The sequence below is a fragment of the Bacillus sp. TH22 genome, assembly GCF_016651015.1.
GTDB lineage: Bacteria > Bacillota > Bacilli > Bacillales > Bacillaceae_G > Bacillus_A > Bacillus_A mycoides.
Genome location: NZ_JAEKER010000001.1, coordinates 164,633 through 184,937, shown reverse-complemented (window position 1 = coordinate 184,937; position 20,305 = coordinate 164,633). Strand labels below are relative to the sequence as shown.

Annotated in this window: 24 protein-coding genes and 4 pseudogenes; 14 read left to right on the top strand and 14 right to left on the bottom strand. The window is 31.5% G+C overall.

Annotated elements, in window-relative coordinates:
- Positions 1-145 precede the first annotated feature (145 nt).
- The 7 genes from JFU18_RS00990 to JFU18_RS00960 are packed head-to-tail and all read left to right on the top strand — an operon-like array spanning position 146 to position 1,303.
- Complete coding sequence (locus JFU18_RS00990; protein ID WP_000156202.1) at positions 146-286, top strand: YrzI family small protein; 141 nt, start codon at positions 146-148, stop codon at positions 284-286.
- 27 nt (positions 287-313) lie between these two features.
- Positions 314-457, top strand: coding sequence for a YrzI family small protein (locus tag JFU18_RS00985; protein WP_098498461.1), 144 nt, complete (start codon positions 314-316; stop codon positions 455-457).
- Positions 458-485: 28 nt separating this feature from the next.
- Positions 486-629, top strand: a complete 144-nt coding sequence (locus JFU18_RS00980; RefSeq protein WP_201033945.1) for a YrzI family small protein — start codon at positions 486-488, stop codon at positions 627-629.
- Between the two features lie 26 nt (positions 630-655).
- The gene (locus JFU18_RS00975) at positions 656-799 is read left to right on the top strand and encodes a YrzI family small protein (RefSeq protein WP_201033946.1); all 144 of its coding nucleotides are present in this window, start codon (positions 656-658) and stop codon (positions 797-799) included.
- 26 nt (positions 800-825) lie between these two features.
- Positions 826-969 carry a YrzI family small protein gene (locus JFU18_RS00970; protein WP_002120145.1) on the top strand — a complete coding sequence of 48 codons (144 nt, stop codon included), beginning with the start codon at positions 826-828 and terminating at the stop codon, positions 967-969.
- Positions 970-994: 25 nt separating this feature from the next.
- Positions 995-1,135 (top strand): YrzI family small protein, encoded by a 141-nt coding sequence (locus JFU18_RS00965; protein WP_000672237.1) that lies wholly within the window; start codon positions 995-997, stop codon positions 1,133-1,135.
- A 27-nt stretch (positions 1,136-1,162) separates the two neighbouring features.
- Positions 1,163-1,303 carry a YrzI family small protein gene (locus JFU18_RS00960; protein WP_002013395.1) on the top strand — a complete coding sequence of 47 codons (141 nt, stop codon included), beginning with the start codon at positions 1,163-1,165 and terminating at the stop codon, positions 1,301-1,303.
- Positions 1,304-1,524: 221 nt separating this feature from the next.
- Here the strand turns inward: JFU18_RS00960 and JFU18_RS00955 are convergent, their stop codons facing one another.
- Positions 1,525-2,610: an AI-2E family transporter gene (locus JFU18_RS00955; RefSeq protein ID WP_002136851.1), complete on the bottom strand. Its 1,086-nt coding sequence runs from the start codon at positions 2,608-2,610 to the stop codon at positions 1,525-1,527.
- A gap of 149 nt (positions 2,611-2,759) precedes the next feature.
- Between JFU18_RS00955 and JFU18_RS00950 the strand changes: the two genes are divergently transcribed.
- On the top strand, positions 2,760-3,581 hold the full coding sequence (locus JFU18_RS00950) for an HNH endonuclease (protein WP_000189680.1): 822 nt from the start codon (positions 2,760-2,762) through the stop codon (positions 3,579-3,581).
- Between the two features lie 228 nt (positions 3,582-3,809).
- Here JFU18_RS00950 and JFU18_RS29700 read toward each other — a convergent pair whose 3' ends face one another.
- The 6 genes and pseudogenes from JFU18_RS29700 to JFU18_RS00925 all read right to left on the bottom strand — a co-directional run bounded on the left by JFU18_RS29700 (position 3,810) and on the right by JFU18_RS00925 (position 7,991).
- The gene (locus JFU18_RS29700) at positions 3,810-3,902 is read right to left on the bottom strand and encodes a putative holin-like toxin (RefSeq protein ID WP_001289318.1); all 93 of its coding nucleotides are present in this window, start codon (positions 3,900-3,902) and stop codon (positions 3,810-3,812) included.
- A 141-nt stretch (positions 3,903-4,043) separates the two neighbouring features.
- Positions 4,044-4,547 carry a ribonuclease FAU-1 family protein gene (locus tag JFU18_RS00945; RefSeq protein WP_201050392.1) on the bottom strand — a complete coding sequence of 168 codons (504 nt, stop codon included), beginning with the start codon at positions 4,545-4,547 and terminating at the stop codon, positions 4,044-4,046.
- A 213-nt stretch (positions 4,548-4,760) separates the two neighbouring features.
- Positions 4,761-5,818: pseudogene (locus JFU18_RS00940) on the bottom strand (hypothetical protein).
- 12 nt (positions 5,819-5,830) lie between these two features.
- Entirely contained in the window at positions 5,831-6,304 is a 474-nt protein-coding gene (locus tag JFU18_RS00935) for a tetratricopeptide repeat protein (RefSeq protein ID WP_002065953.1), read from the bottom strand.
- Between the two features lie 184 nt (positions 6,305-6,488).
- On the bottom strand, positions 6,489-7,178 hold the full coding sequence (locus tag JFU18_RS00930) for a phosphopantothenoylcysteine decarboxylase domain-containing protein (RefSeq protein WP_201033947.1): 690 nt from the start codon (positions 7,176-7,178) through the stop codon (positions 6,489-6,491).
- 12 nt (positions 7,179-7,190) lie between these two features.
- Positions 7,191-7,991: an AAC(3) family N-acetyltransferase gene (locus JFU18_RS00925; protein ID WP_201034600.1), complete on the bottom strand. Its 801-nt coding sequence runs from the start codon at positions 7,989-7,991 to the stop codon at positions 7,191-7,193.
- 172 nt (positions 7,992-8,163) lie between these two features.
- On the opposite strand from JFU18_RS00925, the gene JFU18_RS00920 reads away from it, so the two are divergent.
- Entirely contained in the window at positions 8,164-8,484 is a 321-nt protein-coding gene (locus tag JFU18_RS00920; RefSeq protein ID WP_201033948.1) for a hypothetical protein, read from the top strand.
- A gap of 17 nt (positions 8,485-8,501) precedes the next feature.
- On the opposite strand, the pseudogene JFU18_RS29695 reads toward JFU18_RS00920, so the two are convergent.
- Positions 8,502-8,741: pseudogene (locus JFU18_RS29695) on the bottom strand (penicillin-binding protein); the annotation flags it as partial.
- A 692-nt stretch (positions 8,742-9,433) separates the two neighbouring features.
- Between JFU18_RS29695 and JFU18_RS00915 the strand changes: the two are divergent.
- A complete protein-coding gene (locus JFU18_RS00915) occupies positions 9,434-10,111 on the top strand; it encodes a papain-like cysteine peptidase (RefSeq protein ID WP_201033949.1) in 678 nt (225 codons plus the stop codon).
- A 473-nt stretch (positions 10,112-10,584) separates the two neighbouring features.
- Here the strand turns inward: JFU18_RS00915 and JFU18_RS00910 are convergent, their stop codons facing one another.
- On the bottom strand, positions 10,585-11,097 hold the full coding sequence (locus tag JFU18_RS00910; protein ID WP_201031247.1) for a hypothetical protein: 513 nt from the start codon (positions 11,095-11,097) through the stop codon (positions 10,585-10,587).
- A 310-nt stretch (positions 11,098-11,407) separates the two neighbouring features.
- Here JFU18_RS00910 and JFU18_RS00905 point away from each other — a divergent pair.
- The 4 genes and pseudogenes from JFU18_RS00905 to rfbG all read left to right on the top strand — a co-directional run bounded on the left by JFU18_RS00905 (position 11,408) and on the right by rfbG (position 16,413).
- Positions 11,408-12,158 (top strand): annotated as a pseudogene (locus tag JFU18_RS00905) (sugar phosphate nucleotidyltransferase).
- A gap of 20 nt (positions 12,159-12,178) precedes the next feature.
- Positions 12,179-14,248, top strand: a complete 2,070-nt coding sequence (locus JFU18_RS00900; protein WP_201050188.1) for a glycosyl transferase — start codon at positions 12,179-12,181, stop codon at positions 14,246-14,248.
- A gap of 88 nt (positions 14,249-14,336) precedes the next feature.
- The gene (locus JFU18_RS00895) at positions 14,337-15,296 is read left to right on the top strand and encodes an NAD-dependent epimerase/dehydratase family protein (RefSeq protein WP_201033950.1); all 960 of its coding nucleotides are present in this window, start codon (positions 14,337-14,339) and stop codon (positions 15,294-15,296) included.
- Between the two features lie 28 nt (positions 15,297-15,324).
- Positions 15,325-16,413, top strand: coding sequence for a CDP-glucose 4,6-dehydratase (gene rfbG, locus JFU18_RS00890; RefSeq protein WP_201031251.1), 1,089 nt, complete (start codon positions 15,325-15,327; stop codon positions 16,411-16,413).
- A gap of 376 nt (positions 16,414-16,789) precedes the next feature.
- Here rfbG and JFU18_RS29690 read toward each other — a convergent pair whose 3' ends face one another.
- From JFU18_RS29690 to JFU18_RS00875, 5 genes and pseudogenes are all read right to left on the bottom strand, one after another.
- Positions 16,790-17,293, bottom strand: coding sequence for a methyl-accepting chemotaxis protein (locus JFU18_RS29690; RefSeq protein ID WP_242483475.1), 504 nt, complete (start codon positions 17,291-17,293; stop codon positions 16,790-16,792).
- Positions 17,294-17,338: 45 nt separating this feature from the next.
- Positions 17,339-17,470, bottom strand: a pseudogene (locus JFU18_RS30165) (PAS domain-containing protein); the annotation flags it as partial.
- 135 nt (positions 17,471-17,605) lie between these two features.
- Entirely contained in the window at positions 17,606-17,734 is a 129-nt protein-coding gene (locus JFU18_RS30160; RefSeq protein ID WP_274606693.1) for a hypothetical protein, read from the bottom strand.
- 801 nt (positions 17,735-18,535) lie between these two features.
- On the bottom strand, positions 18,536-19,699 hold the full coding sequence (locus JFU18_RS00880) for a DUF418 domain-containing protein (RefSeq protein WP_201050187.1): 1,164 nt from the start codon (positions 19,697-19,699) through the stop codon (positions 18,536-18,538).
- Between the two features lie 155 nt (positions 19,700-19,854).
- The gene (locus JFU18_RS00875) at positions 19,855-20,265 is read right to left on the bottom strand and encodes a GNAT family N-acetyltransferase (RefSeq protein ID WP_137059548.1); all 411 of its coding nucleotides are present in this window, start codon (positions 20,263-20,265) and stop codon (positions 19,855-19,857) included.
- Positions 20,266-20,305: the final 40 nt, after the last annotated feature.

Below are 20,305 nucleotides of genomic sequence, written 5' to 3'. Positions count from 1 at the left end.
TTAATTCATAAATTCGCCACAGGAGGTCGTATACTTTCCTGTGGCTTTTTCACGCCCGACCATAGGAGAACGATATCTTCCTGTGGCTTTTTTGTGCGATTTTTTAGTCTCATACATTATTTTTTAAAGAAAGGAGCAACATTCGATGACTATTAGCGTATTGTTTTTAAGTATTACGATTCAAAGAAATACACTTTCCAAAGCTGAAATTCTTCATAATGAGCAAATTACAAAAGCTATGAATGATGTTAAGGAGCGCCAAGTGCTTTATTGCGATCACCTGTAATTCCTTTTCGAAAGGAGGAATTCGTCTATGACTTTTCATATTTTCTTTTTTACGGCAGCACTTCAGAAAAAAACGTTATCTGAAGCTGAAATCTTTCGTAAACAACAATTAAAACAAACTATGGATAAAATAACGGACATTAAAAGTTCGTATTATACACAAATGTATTAAAAATATTTTGTAAAGGGGCAATATCCTAATGAAATTCAAAGCTCTCTTTTTAACGATTACCATTCAAAAACGCAAACTTTCAAGAGATGAAATTTCTCGTGAACAACAAATTAAAAATATTATGGATGATGTGAAAGAGCGCCAGTCCTCTTATTACAATCTTCTTTACTAAATACATTATAAAGGGGTAATTTCCTAATGAAATTTAAAGCTTTCTTTTTAACGATTACCATTCAAAAGCTTAAACTTTCAAGAGATGAAATTTCTCGTGAACAACAAATTAAAAATATTATGGATGATGTGAAAGAGCGTCAGTCCTCTTATTACAATCGTCTTTACTAAATACATTATAAAGGGGTAATATCCTAATGAAATTTAAAGCTTTCTTTTTAACGATTACCATTCAAAAGCGTAAACTTTCAAGAGATGAAATTTCTCGTGAACAACAAATTAAAAATATTATGGATGATGTGAAAGAGCGCCAGTCCTCTTATTACAATCGTCTTTACTAAATACATTATAAAGGGGTAATATCCAATGAAATTCAGAGTATTATTTTTAACGATTACCATTCAAAAAAACAAACTGTCTGAGTCTGATATGCTTCACGACCGACAAATTGAGCAGGCTATGTACAACGTAAAAGAACGACAAAGTCATTATTGTAGTCACCTGTAATTCCTATTCGAAAGGAGGAATTCATGTATGAGGTTTCACCTTTTCTTTTTAACCATTACGATTCAAAAAGAAACTATATCTGCAAATGAAGTAAAACAAGAGGAACAGTATAAAAAGATTATAGATGAAATTCGTGATCGTAGAAGCAAGTACTACACTCACCTATAATTGTTTGAACTTATATTAGAAATGAAAGGAGTCGATTATGATGTTAATAACGCGGTGTAAAGAAATGATTTGGATAGTTCAGAGGGATTCCACATAGTTCATTTAACAAAAATTCACCGCCTGATTTGATGTGTGAAAAATATACAATAATAAGTATTTCATACACTAAAAAATAAAAGATACACCCCTTTTATTAAGCGGTGTATCTTTCTCAACATATTCTATTTCCGTTTACTTCGTTTCGTCTTAAACAATCTCACTAAGTTCGAAACAACTGTTTTTGTTACCGCATAAGCTGGTACTGCTAAAATCATTCCGATAATTCCCGCGAAATTACCTACCCCTAAAATAAGGATGATAATTGTCAACGGATGGATATTTAATTTTGAACTCATAATACGCGGTGAAATGATGTTACTTTCAAACTGTTGTACGATTGTTACTATAATAATTACGTACAGAGCTTGCATCGGAGATACGAACAGACCTATAATGACAGCTGGTGCTGCTCCGATAAATGGACCTAAGTTCGGAATTATATTTGTAAATGCTGCGATAATTCCTAAAACGAAAGCATACGGTAAACCGATGATTAAATAACCAGTAAATGTAAAGGCACCAATGAACATACAAACGAGCGCTTGACCTTGAATATATGCAGATAATGTTTCGTTCGTTTCCTTTATGATACGAAGTCCTTCTTCACGGTAAGACTCTGGTAATACACTAACAGCTTTTCCTGGAAATGCATGTCCATCTTTAAACATATAAAATAAAATGAACGGTACTGTAAAGATAACTAACGCCACGTTCGTGATAATACCAAATAAAGCCGTTGCACTCGACGTAAGTGTGTTTGGTATTTCCTTTAAGTATTCAATTGCATTTTTCTCAATTGTCTCAATGGAAACGTAGTTTTGTGTAGATAGCCATTCAAATAATCTATGATGGGATAGATCTTGTATGTATACTTTTCCCTCTTTTATGTAAGTCGGCATATTTTTTACTAAATCCATTAGCTGTTGTGAGATGGTTGGAACGACTACTCCAATAGCAACTCCAGTTAATGTAATGATAAAAAGGTACAGTAGTAAGATCGCTAAACCTCTAGGTACTTTTTTATTCTCCAAAAAGACTAACACAGGGTTAAATATGAAGTATAAAAATAGCGCGATTAAAATTGGGAAAAATAATGTTGATATGAAGATACCAATCGGTTGAAATAGAAACGATATTTTTGTGCAAATAAATATAATTCCTACAACCATCAGCACTTCTAATGTCCAAAAGTGCACTTTCGATTTCAAAAAAACGTCCTCCTTTAAACTAGCACTTCTCTTCATTGTACCAAATTAAACTTAGATTTCACATAATATTTTCCTTTACAATATTCCAAAATCCCATTAAATACACTACAATGAGATTACAGACAAATTTGCAGGTAAAGGTGATAAATATGACACAATGCATCATTTGCAGAAAAGATACGAAAGAACTTAGTGAACAATATGTCATTCCAGAGATATTATGTGGATATTATTTCATAAACTCAATTTGTGATTCCTGTCATGAACATATGACAACAAATATTGACCGTCCTTTAATTAGACATAAATTAAGTCAATATAAGATTGAGCAAATGAAAAAACAAATCGACTCCCCTCTCTATACGAATGAACATGGTGAGGAGCTAGCAGCCGCTGAGACAGATGTAGTCGAAGTAAGTGATGAGATACTTTATTCCAATGCATTAATTATGAAACTATGTAAAAAGCACGATATTTCATTACATAATGAAATTTGGAAAGAAGAGCGCGTAACAAAAGTAGCTAGTTCTATTCAACGTGAATTGCTTTTAGATAACCGTAAATATAAAATGAGTGTATTAAAAATGGCTTATACTTTTGCTGTACAAACAATTGATGGCTACTTTGACGATCCAGATGCGATTGATATTTCTACCATTCTATTAAATGCCGATTTCATGGAATTAAAGGAAAAGAGTATCGTTCGTGACTTAAGCAAAAGCTCTTTATGGAATACATTAAATACAACGAGCGAAAACCATTACTTTATTTTACTTAGTGATAAAGACGGTCTATTCTGCTTCATTCGCCTATTTGATATTTTTGATGTTGTTGTTCATTTATCAGAAAAAAGATACAATCTTCCATCACCAATTGTCGGCGTAAATAATGTAGACAAAAAAGGATTTTTTGTGGAAAGTTTAAAACAGTATATGGATGGGCTATTTAAAGAAACTACACGTTCTATTTAATCCATATAGGAACATACGGTCTCCTTTCTTCATGAAAAGACACTGTGTTATAATGAGTGTGAAAAGAACAATACAATCACATAAAACAATTAAAACCTGTATATAAATAAAAAAGACTAGTGTGCGGCTACACACTAGTCCACGTAACTTAGCAGATTGGATTGTTCATTTATCCTATTTGTTTCGTACAAACACAACAACCCACTTTCTATAGGCATAGGTGGGTTGTTATTTTTTGAGCTTGTCAATTAAGACGACAATAAACGTTAACAATGCAATGAGAAACAGTCCACCTTGCAATAACAACGCAATTTCACTCACTTATTATCACCCCCCTCCTACTTTGGAGAAGTGATAATTGAACAACCAACCGTACCATAAGTTACCTCTTAATTTTATCATATTTTTTAATTGTTTACGACGAAAACTCGCAAGCTAGTAAGCTGCGAGTTTTTTTATTTTTCATGTAGAAAAAATCTCTTTCTGTTTAAATATAGTCTCCGTTTCTAAAATCATTTGAGGTAAGAAGACATGAATTGTATCCGTTAATACGTTAAGAGCTTCTTTCACATAACCATTTTCAAATTGATCTAATGACTCAGGTAATTCGACTTCATCTAATATGAAATACTCACCATTAGGAAGAACCATAATATCAATGATTAAATCTTCAAATGTTACTAACTCATTTCCTACATGTGTGTTTTTTATGATATTAAAATATGACCCTAAATAATGCCCAGCATCATCTCTCCATATGTATAGGTTATACGGACGATCTTCCCAATAATATGCGGTTGTATAACTACCTTTAGGAATAGTTAATTTTATTTCGTTTGCTGTCATAGTAAAAGGATACTGTACCTCATGAAATAGTACGATTCTCTTCGGCTGTGCTTCTACTAATAAACAAACGTGATCTACAGTTGTAGAATCATAACGTATTTTTCTTTCTATAATTTCAATCCTTGATGTACGTAAACTATAGTCCGTTTTTAATTATATCCTTTACGCTCCTGATTAAGAAAGTATACCGTATTCCGCATCATAAAAACTCCTTCTATAATGGAAGGAGTTAATGAACTACTACTATTTTATTAACCACAATTCATATATGGTCTTTTATTTTTTTCAATACAAACTCCATATACACCAAACGCACGATGATATTTAGGAGCTTTACTCATGTTTTAACTTTCCCTTAACTACATCATAAAATTTCCGTTCATCGTCTACATTTAAGTGAATACGACTTACTGTTTTAGAAAATCCATATAACAACTGCGCTTTAATTGGCTCTTTTAACGTTATTTCAAAAGTTGGAGGTTCCTTTATAAATTCCATAACAGTTGCGTCAAGAACCTCTTTCTCTTCTTCTTTCTTTAAAGGTTCGCCTTTATAAAACGCAATGTTATCAATTTGTGTAAATGATATAACGATTTTCTTTCCTAATCCAATTTGAATAATCACTTTTTCTTCCGCAACGATAATTGGATTTTTACGCATCGCTTGTATTTCAGCTAAAAAATAAAACATCGCATATATGTTTAAGATGAGTAAAACCCAAGCTATTACTGGATTCCATTGATGAAGTAAATAATGAAAACCGATACTTTCAATTAATGTTGCATGAATAATCATGATATAAACACCTATTGCACCGGTCTTTTTATGATATGAGTATGTGAATTCACTTTCTAATACTTTTTCACGCCACGATAAAAAAGCATAATAGAGTAACTTACACTCTGTAAGAATGATATTTACTGCCTTACTTCTCTTCATATTAGCATCAAACGCTGCATCAATCGCATAAGAAAATGAAGAATACTCACTTCTATATTCTTTATATCGTTTTATTATTTTAGGAAGTACTCTTATAATTTTATATATAAGAAACAGTTCAAAACATACGAACACAATTTCTCCGAAGCAACTATTACATACGAAACAAATGAAAAAGCTTGTAAATAATCACTAGGAATTATAAATCTTGCGAATACATATCCGACTATAACTATAGGAAACATATACGTTAACGAATATCTTTTCCGTATAATAAAGAAATATGTGATGACTGGAATTACAAACATAAAATCTAATAATGAACCGAGGACTACTTCTTTCGGGGCAGTCGGCACCATTGGAAGGGCATACAATAAATAGTTTGATAACATAATTAAAGATACGAGTCCAATCCAAATGCCTTTTTTCCTTCGTGAAATTGATGGATTCATTCCTTCTCTCCTCTATTCAAAAACCTCATTTAAATGGTCTTTATAAAATGAAATAGCACGTTCAAATTCTTTTACCTCATCTACTTTCACAACTGTCTCTAACAGTAATTTCATCGCTTCTTCATGTTCGTTTACGTTATATTTTGCTAATGATAAAAACACTTTCATCACGTCATTTTCCGGGAACTTCTTTATCCCTGCTTCTAATACAGTAATCGCTTTATCATATTCCCCTATACAACGATACGTACTGCCAAGACCGATATACGCACCGCAAAGGGATTCACCATCAAGTCCGTTCGCAATTGCCTGTTCATAATACGGAACCGCCTCCGTTTCAAGACCCATTACATCATGTATCCAAGCGCATTGATATAGCACTTCTGCATCCCTCGTAAAGTTTGTTAATCCTATAAGTATCTCTCTAGACTGCGCATATTTCTTTTCATTTCTAAGTTTAATGGCTTGCTTTAATAAATGTTCCATACAATCCACTCCTCACAAAATGTTCATTATGCATATATCATGTATTACACATTTACGAGCAGCTAATGGCCTATTTCATTGATTTGATTCAATTTAATAATTAGTGAGGGATACGTTCCCCCACTAATTTAATATTAACTCCATTATATACTATGCGACTGCATCTCTTTCTAAAAGCTTAAATCTACATAGTAGTGATACGATTACATAAATGCTCTAACATATTGACAATTTCTTTTGCAGTTTCATCTTTCCCATTACATAACTTCACATTACCGTCTTGTCCAATAACGTGATGCACAGCGCCGCGAGAATATAAAGAATGCGGTGAGTTCGCTATCATTACACTCGCTTTTGCACCTTCCATTCTTTTGCTTGCTCTTTCAATAAGTTCTGCTTCATTTACGTCACTTTCCAGTTTAAAGCCAACGAGTATCGTTTCTGGATCCCAACTCTTTATTTGTTTTAATACTTTTGGTGCTTTTTGAAAATGAATAATTGGAGCGATATCACTTGAAATCTTTCCGTTCATATTAAGAACATTTCCATCTTGATTACAAATCTTTTCGACAACCCAATCTGAGCCAGCAGCAGCCATAATAACTGCATCTACTTTTTCATGTGTAATAATACTTTTCATCTTATCTTGTAAATCAATAATCCCCTCAAATGGGTGCAATTCTAATTGGTTTTTTACATCCATTGGCTTCTCAGCGAAATAGCCATGCAAATATATAACATTTGCTCCTTTTTTCATTAGCTCTTCTGCAATAATTCTTCCAATCGTACCTTTTGCTAAATTTGTATGCCCACGTACTTGATCCCATTTTTCTAGGCAGCCGCCGCTCGTAATTAATACTTTTTTCCCCTGCATAATAACCATCCCTTACTGATTTTTCGCACGAAACCACTCTGTTCCAAAGTCAACTGCATCACGCTGCCTCATAAAACGGCACGTCGCATTCCCTATCTTCCCACGCGTAACTGTTCCTTTAAGCTCATATTCAACTCCGATTTCTACAAACGTATCAGAATCGTAATCCATTTCAACGAATTCTTTCCATACTCTTACACCTTCTTCTATAATAGGTGCTCCTACCTTTATTAACTCGCGTGCACCTGTACGTACCTCAGATAAATGTATAGACGTATTAGAGTCATAACCAACACCAAGTAATAATATGTATCCATCTAAATCGTATATTTTTCGTAATGGCGATTCTTCACCAAAACTTATGGAAAGTGAATGATTCGCTGTAATTTCTTCTGCGTGTTGCCCCCATGCTGCAAAACTACTGAGTGGATGATTACTGCGCAATACATTCGGATATGTACGAAAACATTCAACTACTTCTCCCATTGCCCTTGTTGGTGTTATACGCGGATCAAATGCTGGGACGTTATCCCGAATAATTTGCCACCATTCTTCTGGTACAGGTGGTCTTGACCAATGTTTTGGATCGGATAAATCCGAAGATTGCGTCGGCATAACTATCGTTCCTTCTTCTGTAACAACTTTCATTAACGCTTCTACTACGGCAACTGCACCGCCTGATATCCAACCGATTGAACTTAATGAAGAATGTACAATAACTGTCATTCCCTTTTCTATCCCTAATGCTTTTAAATCATTTGTAATTGTTTCGATTGTATTTGGAAATTGTGTATTCGCCACTATGTCATTCATTTTCACGATTGTTCCCCCATTTTGCTTTAAACTAATACATACATATATTATCATATTTTTCTCAATTTTTAACATAATCATATAGATTACTATACACCTATCGTTCTTATCATATCGAAAACAGTTAAATTATGGTGTATTAATTTGAAATCAATATAGAAAGGTGAACACGATGAAAAAAATGATATTATCCCTTTTCATATTAGGGATGATTAACTTAAGTGGCTGTACTTTTTCTAATAATAAATATGGAAATTTTCGGGTGTTAGAAAAATCTAGATATAACGAAGGTGGATATAGTCCTTCACACTTATACGAAAAAGCACAAGAAGATCCAACTATGATTCATTACTCAAATGATAGCATTAGTGAAGGAAAGAGAATGGTATATTTAGCATTGGGAGAAAAGTATAAAAACGAAAAAATTACAGTAAAAGAAGTTAAAGACGAAAAAGCTTTTCACATTTACATTACCACCAATAACAGAGAATAGAGACCTAAGAAATAATGCTATGAAAATATAAAAACGTCTTTTGAATTGTCTATTTTTGTAGTTTCTCCGTTTAATCGTTGGTTTTTCAAATCGAAATAAGCATCTAATATCTCTCTTCTAATTGCAGAGTTAATACCTGATTTATCATCTCTAATCCACGGCATAACAATAGAAAGTGCTACTCCCGAATTGCCATATGGCGCATATCCTGCTAACGTTAAATACTAGCATTTTCTACGCGCACCTTTTTCATCTCTGATATATTATGAAAACTTGTATTATTTTCTAACTAAATCAATTTATTAACTTAATAAGAATTATAAATTTAACGACTGACTTTAAGGAAGGAATTAGACAGTTGTTTATATTTAAAAATGAATTTTTAATTCTTTCTATTAACTTCTATATATGATGTTTCATTTTCCTTTAAGTACTTATAAGGTTTGTATGTACATGGTTCATATAGAAGGTTCTAATGCAAATAATAAATAAAGATTACAAAATCAGAAACTCCAAATGAAATCCGCTTTTAAGTATTCATTTCAAAAGCCTTTTTATAGATTATTACTATCAGTATGCTTAAGGTCACTAGATTGATTTTATATATTTTTTACACCAGAACAAAAAAATATCATAAAATATAATAAAAAACAAATATCTATATGCATTGTTATATTTCATACAATTCATATCCATTTTAAATTTCGTGAATTTATTTCAAACAAAAAAGAAATTGTACTCATTCCTTCACTGTTTGTGCGCAAAAAATTCAGCTATATAACTTTCTTATATTCTTTTGAAAATCACTATATTCTTCTCCTCCCCTCATGAAATCTCTATTTACAGGTATTCATTGTTAATAATGAACAAATAAACTTATCTATTAAAACGGTTTTATACATGATGATATTTTATAGTTAGTTATCATTAACCAAAAAGGATGATGAGGATGAATTTAGAAGATCTAAAAAACTCATATGATGTAGTCGTGAGTTTAGGAGGTTTATGTCAAGTCACCAATCAATTAAAAAGGCATAATTTAAGAACATTTTCAGGACCATTAGATTGGTTTTATTATCCATCACTCTCGGATGCAAACAGATTACTTCAAAATCGATTTAAAAAGTTTATGGAACTTGAAAATATGGTCGTAGAAGGTTCAGAAAGCTACGGCCTTATTGAATCAGAATTTGATAATCAAACTAAATGGGCAGAACGAATTACCTACTGTATAAAGGACACTTATTATAATTGTTTTTCAATGCATGACTTTCCAATTGAACCAGAAGTCGATTGGAAAGTCACCTACCCTTTATTTAATGCTAAATTAACTACTAGAATTAATCGATTTCTTGAAAAAATAACTACCAGTGAAACAATTTTGTTCGTTAGGATATGGGGAAATCGAGATGAAGCAGTTGAATTACAAAAGGTATTATCAAAAATTACAAATAAAGATTTTAATATTCTTATTGTTAATTTTGCAGAGGGCATACCGGATGTTGTTGAACTAAATTGGGGAATAGCAAGGGTTTGTTCGATTGAAATCCCACGTTATCAGGATAGATGGGAAGGTGATAATTCAGACTGGGATAAAATTTTAAATAAAATAACATTAACTTACTAACTTTTTGCTTATTCTTAACATTATTGCATCCTTAGTTGCATTTACACGGGTGTTGAGAAATAAAATTCCCATTAAATTGATACGCACTTAATTAAAAGTAAGTTCATATAATATTCCATAGTACTTTCTTTATAGGATAAATAGTTCTTTACAAATTAAATCTCATCACTAGAGCACCTTTATGCGGTGCTCTTTTTATGTTTCGAGTAAACTTAGAATAAAGTATTTGTTTCCTCTCCCTTCGAAAATCTTTGAGCAATTAATTTTAGCAAATCCATTCTAATTATTTCTACGATTAATAAATTATTCAATCAATACATAACAATATCTTTACTGCTAATCGCTGAATATCTTCTGCAGCATAAACTTTTACTAAAGTGTCTACAATTTCATTATATATATTTCGGTATAACTTTTCAGATCTTGCTTAAACCATAATAATTTCTTTGAAATTATTTATATAATGCTCATGTTCATGCCGTTGCGGTGTGTTCACGACTACTTACCTTTTCATTTTCTGCTTCGCTTTCACTATGAGTATGTCTGTGTTGACCCTTGTCATCTGTATTCTTATGTTGAGAATGAGAAGTATCCTCATGAGCTCGATTACTAGACATTTCGAACGCCTTTTGGCTTGCACCTTCACTGTGCTGATTGCTTTTTGCTTCATGCTCGTTATTACTTGATTCTTTATGCGCTCTTTCACTTACATTTTCTTCACTATTATTACTTTCTACTTCATGCCCGCTATCACTATATTCTTTATGACCTTGACGATGTTCTCTTTCTTGTTGACTATTACTTTCAGCCTCATGCTCTGATTTTTCACTCGCCTGGTGTTCTTTCTTTTCTCCGTCATCATGATGATGCTGACTTTCATCCTTACTCTGTTTATTCTCCACTTCTTTATGCCCTTCTTCACTTGCCGTTATTTTATTCCCCTCATGATCTTCCTCTTTTACCGCCTTGCTTTTTTTCTTTACCAACTACCGATTTCTTCGCCTTTTTTTGCACCATTGTCAATAACTCCAGAAATATCATACTTTACGGTTTACATGCCTATGAAATGTAAACAACAAATATAATATTTCCAAATCATGCTTTTTAATGTGCAGTAATGTAATACATCCTTCATTTAACTGCAATACGTATTCCTCACATCTAATCCGCATTTTAATTATATAATCCAACATTTTTTTTAGATGATTATCATTATGGTACAACCGTGTATACATTTAACAAACAAACCACATAGTTTAAATTAATAAAATATATTGAGAGGAAGGAGATAGGTCTATGAAAGTCATAATTTTGTGTGGTGGAAAAGGACTTCGGATGCAAGGAATTTTAGAGGATATTCCAAAACCATTAGTTCGAGTTCAAGGAAAGCCTCTTCTCTTGCATATAATGAATTGGTATAGAGAATATGGACATTCTGATTTTATTTTGCCCTTAGGATATAAAGGTGAGAAAATTAAAGAATATTTTATGGACTATAGTCTGGAAAGAGCATAACTTTAGTTTGAATTTTAAAACCAATCAATATAAGTTACTACAGGAATTAGAACCGTGGAATATACACTTTATAGATACAGGAATCAATACAATGACAGGCGCAAGATTAAAAAAACTTAAATCATTTGTACAGGATGAAACCTTTTTATTAACTTATGGCGATGGATTAGCCAATATAGATATTGATCAACTTATAACATTCCATAAAACAAAAGGAAAAATTGCTACATTAACTGGAATTAAAAAGAATAGTCAGTATGGCCTATTGGCAGTCGAAAATGGAATTGCTATTGATTTTAAAGAAAAACCATTACTTGATGCAGTAATTAACGGGGGATATTTTGTATTTAACAAAGAAATATTTGATTATTTAAGTAATAGCGAGGATTGTATCCTAGAAGAAGAACCTCTTCGAAATTTAATAAAAGATAATGAGCTCGCGGTATATGAACACAATGATTTTTGGGCTAGTGTCGATACACCTAAAGATTTAAAAATTGTAAATGAAAGTTGGAATCCTAATAAAAACTAGTGGAGAGGACTGAATAAAGTTTGTACTCTAATGATAAAAAAATAAGTTTACCGCGCTTGTATATCCCCTCTAATGAGAAAATAGTTAGTCCACTTCCAGCAGGAATTAAAGCTTTAAATCTCTCCAAAAAAAACACACAAAAAAGGGTCAATACCCAATTCGTTAAACAAAAACATGACTTAAATAATCATTTCTGTGTCATAGTAGGTAGTGAATACGTCTTGAAAATCATTGTCTTACAACAATCATTAATGCAGTACTCACAAAAATTCACATTGTGGATTTGTTGTATAGACTCTATTGCATATTCACTATTAAAAGAAATGAATCTAAGTAACGTAAATCTTTTACAAGTTGAAGAACTAGAAGATAGTGAACTAAAAGCAATTAAGAAAAAAAGAAAAGTAAATGAATATTGTTGGACTTTAAAATCTGTCTTGATTGAATATTTATTGGTTAATTATGATTTGCCATCTATTCTATATTGTGATGGTGATTTATGCTTTTTCTCTGATCCTACCATTATTTTTGACGAATGGGGTGAACATTCTATTTTTCTTACCCCTCAAAGAGATCGTGATTGGGTAGAAAAAATGTACGGAAAATATCAAGCTGGTCTAATTGGATTTAAAAATGATCTCTACGGACTAAAAAGTGTAAGATGGTGGAAACATAAATGTCTAGATTGGTGCAGTGCCGAACCTGAGGAGGGAAAGTTTGGCGACCAAAAGTATTTAGATTATATCCCTATTTATTTTCCAAAAGTAAAAATTTCAAATAACTTAGGTATCAATGCTGCGCCTTGGAACTGTATATATAATAACGATTACAAAATTGAGAGGACCAATAACGATATATTTATTGAGAACGATAAACTAGTTGTTTACCATTTTGCATGTATTACCATCTTTACTGAAAATGATTTTGATCTTTGGTCTTTAGGAGCAATTTCAATACCCAACAATATATTAAACCATATTTACACCCCATATATAGAAAGAATCCAATTTGTTTTAAAGCGATTAAAAGAAAAATTCAATAAAAATAATAAACAATTTTTAAGTAAAAAAGATATAAATGAAGCTCAAACCTTATATAAAGATTCACAATTAAGAAGAAAAATGAATGAATCCAATCATTTTATGAACTTTTCCATGATTATAAGTAAAGAGCGATTAATCCAAGGATTGACTTCTTATTATTCCTTAGAAAATTTCAATGCCAAATTTATTGTATGGATCTGTTGTATGGATGATTCAACTTATCAAATATTGAAGAAATTAAAGTTAAAGCATGCCATACTAATTCCGATAAAAGATATTGAAAATCATGAACTCTTAAGTATAAAAAATGAGCGGAGTTTACAAGAATATTGTTGGACATTAAAAGCGCCTCTTTGTCTCCATATCCTTAGTCTTTATCCGGAAGTTGATCACATTGTATATTGTGATGCTGATATGTATTTCTTTACAGCACCTAATATCATCCTTGACGAATGGTGGAAATATTCTGTATTTATTTGCCCACAAAGAAGTTCTGCTGAAATTGAAAATAAACACGGTATATACCAAGCTGGTTTAGTAGGTTTCAAAAACGATCAAAATAGTAAAGAAATTTTAACATGGTGGAAAGATAAATGCCTAGAATATTGCAAAAATCATTATGATGTTGAAATGAATAGATGGGGCGACCAAAAATATTTAAATCACATTCCTAACATTTTTTCTAATATAAAAATCATGACTCAAAAAGGGATTGATGCAGCACCTTGGAATGTAATTCTAAATAGCAGTTCTATATCAAAAACAGATAACAAAATTCTTATTGATCAAGATGAATTAATTGCTTTTCATTTTGGAAGTATGCAGATTATTAATCCAAATGAATTCGATTTATGGAAGCAAGAAACTTTAGAATTACCTCCAACGATTTTAGATTATATATACCTTCCTTATATTGAACAATTGAACAAGACATGTAGTATTCTTCATAATACTTTTGAAATATCCCTATCCCCTTTATTTGCGGATCAAATTGATACATCAACAATAAAAAATCATTTTAAATACTCCTCCTCGCATCACAATTGAGGTTCATTTTCTTCTTTTTTATAAATACATCTATTTGTTCCATTAACTAAAAATACAACTTAATAAATAAAGGATAGATTATAACACTATGATTACTTCATTTAAAAATAAAACTTTTCTTATCACGGGTGGATACGGTTTTATTGGTTCTCATTTGGTACGAAGACTTTTACATTTACAAGCAAAAATTGTTCTATTTATAAGAGCATCATCAGATTCTTGGCGACTCAAAAATATTCTAAAAAATATTGAAACCTATGAAGTAGATATACGAGACAAAGCACAAGTACAAGACGCAATAAAGAAAATTAATCCCGATTATATTTTTCATCTGGCTGCCTATGGAGTAAATTCTGCCCATACAGATTACATGCATGCTATAGAAACAAATATTATAGGGACATGTAACATTATTCAAGCAGCAAAATTCGTGAATTGTAAAAAAATCATTAATATGGGAAGTAGTTCTGAATACGGCAACAAGATGGAACCTATTCATGAAAATATGCTACTAACTCCTGTAGATATTTATGGAAGCACCAAGGCTGCCAGCACTATACTTGCCCATCAAATCGCTAGCGAAAACAATATTAACCTTATAACTCTAAGACCTTTTGGCATATTCGGAGAAGCAGAGGAGCCACATAAATTATTCAGCTATATAATCTTGCAAGTATTACAAAACAAAGATGTAAATTTAACTTTATGCAATCAATTAAGAGATTATTGTTATATAGAAAATATAATAGATGCCTGTATCCTAGCAATTGAAAACACTAATGTACAGAATGAAATTTTTAATATTGGGAGTGGTAATATTTATCCCTTAAAACATTATGTAGAATTATTGTTCAAACATTTGAACACCCATTCCAGACCAAGCTACGGTGCAATTTCCTCTAGAACAAATGAAAGATGGATTCCTGAAGCAAATATTCAAAAAATCAAAAACTCTCTTTCCTGGGAACCTAGGATTAATATTGAAGAAGGAATTATTAAAACTATTAATTGGTATAAAAATAATACAAATATATACCTAACTCCCTGAAAATATAGTACTAAAGGAGGTGGACTAATTGTTAAATAAAAACTTTAATAACGCTTTTTACGGAAAGAAAATTTTAATTACAGGACATACTGGTTTTAAAGGTTCTTGGTTATCCCTATGGTTGAATCAATTAGGCGCTACTGTAATCGGATATTCATTGGATCCTAAAAATAAAAACGATAACTTTAATATTACCAACCTTCAAAATAATGTAATTGATATTCGCGGAGACATTAGGGATTTTGATAAATTAAATAAGGTTTTTACAGATTATAAACCTGAAATTGTATTCCATTTAGCTGCACAACCTCTCGTTAAATATTCATATGAAAAACCTAAAGAAACATACGAGGTAAATATTATAGGAACTATGAATATTTTAGAAGCAATTCGATTACATGAGTCAGCTAAAATAGGAATTATGGTGACAAGTGATAAGTGTTATGAAAATAAAGAATGGCCTTGGGGTTATCGTGAAAATGATCCTATGGGTGGTCATGACATATATAGCTCAAGCAAAGGATGCTGTGAACTTTTAATTTCGTCCTATCGGAACTCTTATTTTTCGGAAGAAAAATTTTCACAACACAAGAAAATAATTGCAAGCGTTCGAGCTGGAAATGTAATTGGCGGAGGCGATTGGTCAATAGATAGGATTATTCCCGATTGTATACGAGCACTAGAATCAAACAAAAAAATTTTCATTAGAAATCCTAATGCAATTAGACCCTGGCAACATGTACTAGAACCCTTAGGCGGATATTTACTTCTCACAGAAAAAATTATAGATAATGGCATCCTTTTTTCCGGAGCATGGAACTTCGGACCATCCCTAAACAATATTGTTCCAGTAGAAAAACTAGTGACTAGTATAATAGATACTTGGGGGTGTGGAGATTGGACAACAGAAAATTTAGGCCAAGTAAATTTTCATGAAGCAAATTTACTAAATCTTGACATTAGTAAAGCAAAATTCTCCCTTAATTGGCAACCAAAGTGGTCTCTACAACAGACTTTAGAAAATACAATAGAATGGTATAAAAATTATAATTCTTTTTCTAGCACAGAGATGATAAAACTGTGTGTTAGCCAAATCGAACAATATGGCGATTTATAAAAATAATTTTTTTATAGTTATATATCCTACTATACCACCTAGACACATGCGGTTGTTTATTAAGTAATAACAATATTATTTCTTGAATTATTCCAAATCAAGCATAAAAATTATATCAAAAAAAAGGAATCACATATTCTGCTAGTGATTCCTTTTCTATGAGAGAATAATGTCTCGCTTTAACGATAATATAGCATATGTCATTGCAATATTATTTGTTCTAGTAATTTTAAAAATGTGCTTCTTTTAAATAATTTTGGTTTATATAAAGTATTATCAATTTCCGACTTCTCCCCTCAAAAAATTAAAAATAAAAAATTATGATGGTTCTATATAAACATTATAGAATTTTGCCGAGATTTAGGAATATTTGTAGTTATTTTTGACCTTGTAGCTGTTCTACCATAGTTTTAGCTTGCGTATCAAGCCTCTGGGCAGCCTCACCAATACCAATAAATTCATGGACTGCTTGTTCTATACAAGAGTTACTTTCAATAACTGTCCTTTCTGATTGTAGAGTCCCTGTACTAATCTTTTGCACCTGCTTGGTAATATTCTCTACATTAAAATGTACATCTTTAGTTACGATTTTAACTTTATTTGCTAAATTACGAACTTCATTTGCAACAACATTAAAACCACTACCATAGACACCAGCATGTGCTGCCTGAATTCCAGCATTTAAGGCTAATAAATTAGTTTGCGTGGCAATTTCATTAATAGTTTTCACCATATCCCGAATAATATTAGTTTGAGCGCTAAGTTCTTGTAACAATTTCATATTGTCATTAGTTTGTTCAACAATTTGCTTAATGGCCGTGGCAACCATATGACTCCGCGTAATTCCTTCTTGCGCACGCTCTTTTAGATTCCCTTCCATTTCTTGTAATCCATGCGTTATCTTGGCCGTTCCATTCTCACGTGCAGTAATATCTGTAGCAATTTTAATTACAGCTTGAACTTCTCCATTCTGATCTAAAACAGGAGTATACGTTGCTTCTAGCCATATAATTTCACCTTGCTTTGTAATTCTCTGTATTTTTCTTTGAAAAGAAATTCCATTTCAAAAATTTCTCCAAAAGGTATCATATTCTGGACTTTGGCTAAATTGTAATGTACAAAACTGTCGATGATGTATGTTTAGTAGTTCATCAGCTTTATAACTCATCGCATTTGCAAAATTTTGATTTGCTCATATAACCTTTCCGTAAGAATCAAATTCTATCCTAGCAAGTGAATGTTCTAAAGCAGCAAGTACCGCTCCTTGATTTAGCATTTGTGTACTAGGTGAGATAGTTTTAGAAATATAGTTAATTTTCATATATTTATTCTCCCATTTCAAATATTAATTGAATTCCATTGCATTTTCCATTTAAAATTCCTCTATTTTGTTATAATAATAATTAGAATTTTTGTCCTTATTTAAGTGGCGTATATCTAAGTTTGTATATAAATTAGGAGCAATAATAATCCTTTGACATAAAGAAAAAACACATATTTAACTGAATTGTATCATTTTTATCTTTAGCAATAATATACCTTTTTCGTAAGTCCTATATTCCCCTTCAGAAGAACGTACGCTCTTGATACAGAAGCCAATTTCGTTTAGACTATAGAACTTATAAAACTCACAAACTAAATTAAAAATCCAGACAAAATGAAAAGAGCACCCCAAAACTCAAGGTGCTCTTCTGTAAAATTATAAATGGGTATAACAGAATATAAAAAAAGACAACAAAAAGATAAAATGAACTTCCCCTGTCTTTAGGATATTATGTTCATCTCCCTTAAAATATTCATAGATGTAAAATGAAAAATGCACGAGCGTATGTTTTATTTTTTAGATTTAGATTTAGATTTACATTTAATTCAAGATTCCACTTACTGTAAGAAATTGGTTTCAATCTTATAATTATAATAATTTGATTTTCCATGCTAGATTAATTAATTTTGTAAATTTCTTTTATCGAGTATTTCATCCCTTACTATTGCACGCATAGAGCTTTGTCCATCCACATTATTTAAATTTCTTAATTGAATATATTTTGAAATAACCTAAAAAAATTTACAAGAGGTGATTATGATGACAGACGACCGTGTATTATGTCGTCTTTCACTTTATTTATTTTTTATATACTAAACGTCTCAATAAAATTTCTAATGGTCCATTAAGATTATTTTTTTCCATTATTAAAGCTAATATGACAGACAATATCCAAATACTTATTGCTATCAATGCAGCAAGAGTGTTACTTACATGCCCTCCTAAATTAAATGCTACTGGTGATAAAAATATAACAAGCAGTGCTTCATTTAAAACAAAAAATGTTAATGAGCGTTTTCCTAGAGCGATTAATGCAAGGCTAAAGTACCCTGGATTTTTCAATCTACTCCCTATTATCCCGAAACCTGTTGCATATGCTAACCCTCCAGCAATTCCAGTTAAAATATGGATTCCATTTATCATTCCAGCTGTAAATACACTTGGATACCATATAGTCCCTATAAAAGATAAAGGCAAAGCGCCTATTATAGAAATTGCTAATCCTATAGTTGTTATAAAATATAATTTTTTTAACTGTTGCTCTGGTTTTATTAATAACTTATATCTAGCAATCCACAAACCAAGAATTACAGAAGGAAGAATTGGGAACATAAAATGGATGAGTACAGGTATAATAGGAAAGAAAAGTAATCGTATCATTGTAGTACTAAGATACGTGTCTTTTGCCGAAACATCTGGTGAAAAACCATAATCGCCTATTGATTGCATATTAAATCCCCATATTATTGGGATGAAAATGGTATATAATATAGCGATAATCATAAACGTTCGAATTAATGTTTTCATTTTACACTTTAATAGTGGACAAACAAAAATACCCGCTAAACCATAGGCCATAAGAATATCTTGTCCTCCAATTAAGACCGCTAACACAATCCCAAACAGTATTAAATACAAAGAGCGTCTTCTTACTATTTTTAAAGCCTGATTTTCATTTTTCCCTTTTGATATTTGCCCTTCAAATGCTAGAACTAAACCGTAGCCTAATAATACGGCAAACATTGCTCTTGCACGGTTATCAATTATGAATATACCAAAAAGATTTACAATTTGATCAAAGAAACTACTGCTTTCCACTCTATGCATAATTCCAGGATCTGCAGCATACAAATACAGCGGTGCATGAGCAAGTACGATTAACAGCAACATAGTACCCCTTGCTAAATCTAATGAGATTGCACGCTTTTTCTCAATTGTTCCATTGTTTAATGAACTACTCATATTTTACTTCCTTCCTTAGCCTCAAATAAATATTCCAATCTTTCTTAAATTTTTGTTGAAAACTAATAAATAGTTGCTATAAAAATCAGAACAGATAAATAAAAAACGAACTATCTCTGCAAGCCCTATTCCGGATATTATATTCTAAGATTATTTCAATATGTTTTATTTTTAAAATACAAATGAAATCTTTCTATCCCCGGATATTTTTCTCCTAAACTTTTAACCTGAAAACCAATTCTCTTATAAAATTCAACTGCTTCATTGTCTGTCTCTGCTTCTACATAAGTCAACTGATGCATCGTTACTACTCCCTTTATCATTTTCAACGCAATTCCTTTATGACGATATTGTGGAGCGACTGCTATGTGGCATATTCTTGCTTTAGTTGCCCCAATTACTTCAATGCCTATACAAGCCTTTTCTTCATATTTATATAATGTCCCTTTATTACTTTTATAAAATAATACTGCTTTCTTTAAGCTTATTTCACTCGGACCGACTGCATACTGTAGTACATTTAGAATTGTATCACTTTCAATTTGTTCAACATGTTGTAAATTCATATCTCCATGCCTTTCTATGAAAAAAGATTAGCTCTTTATA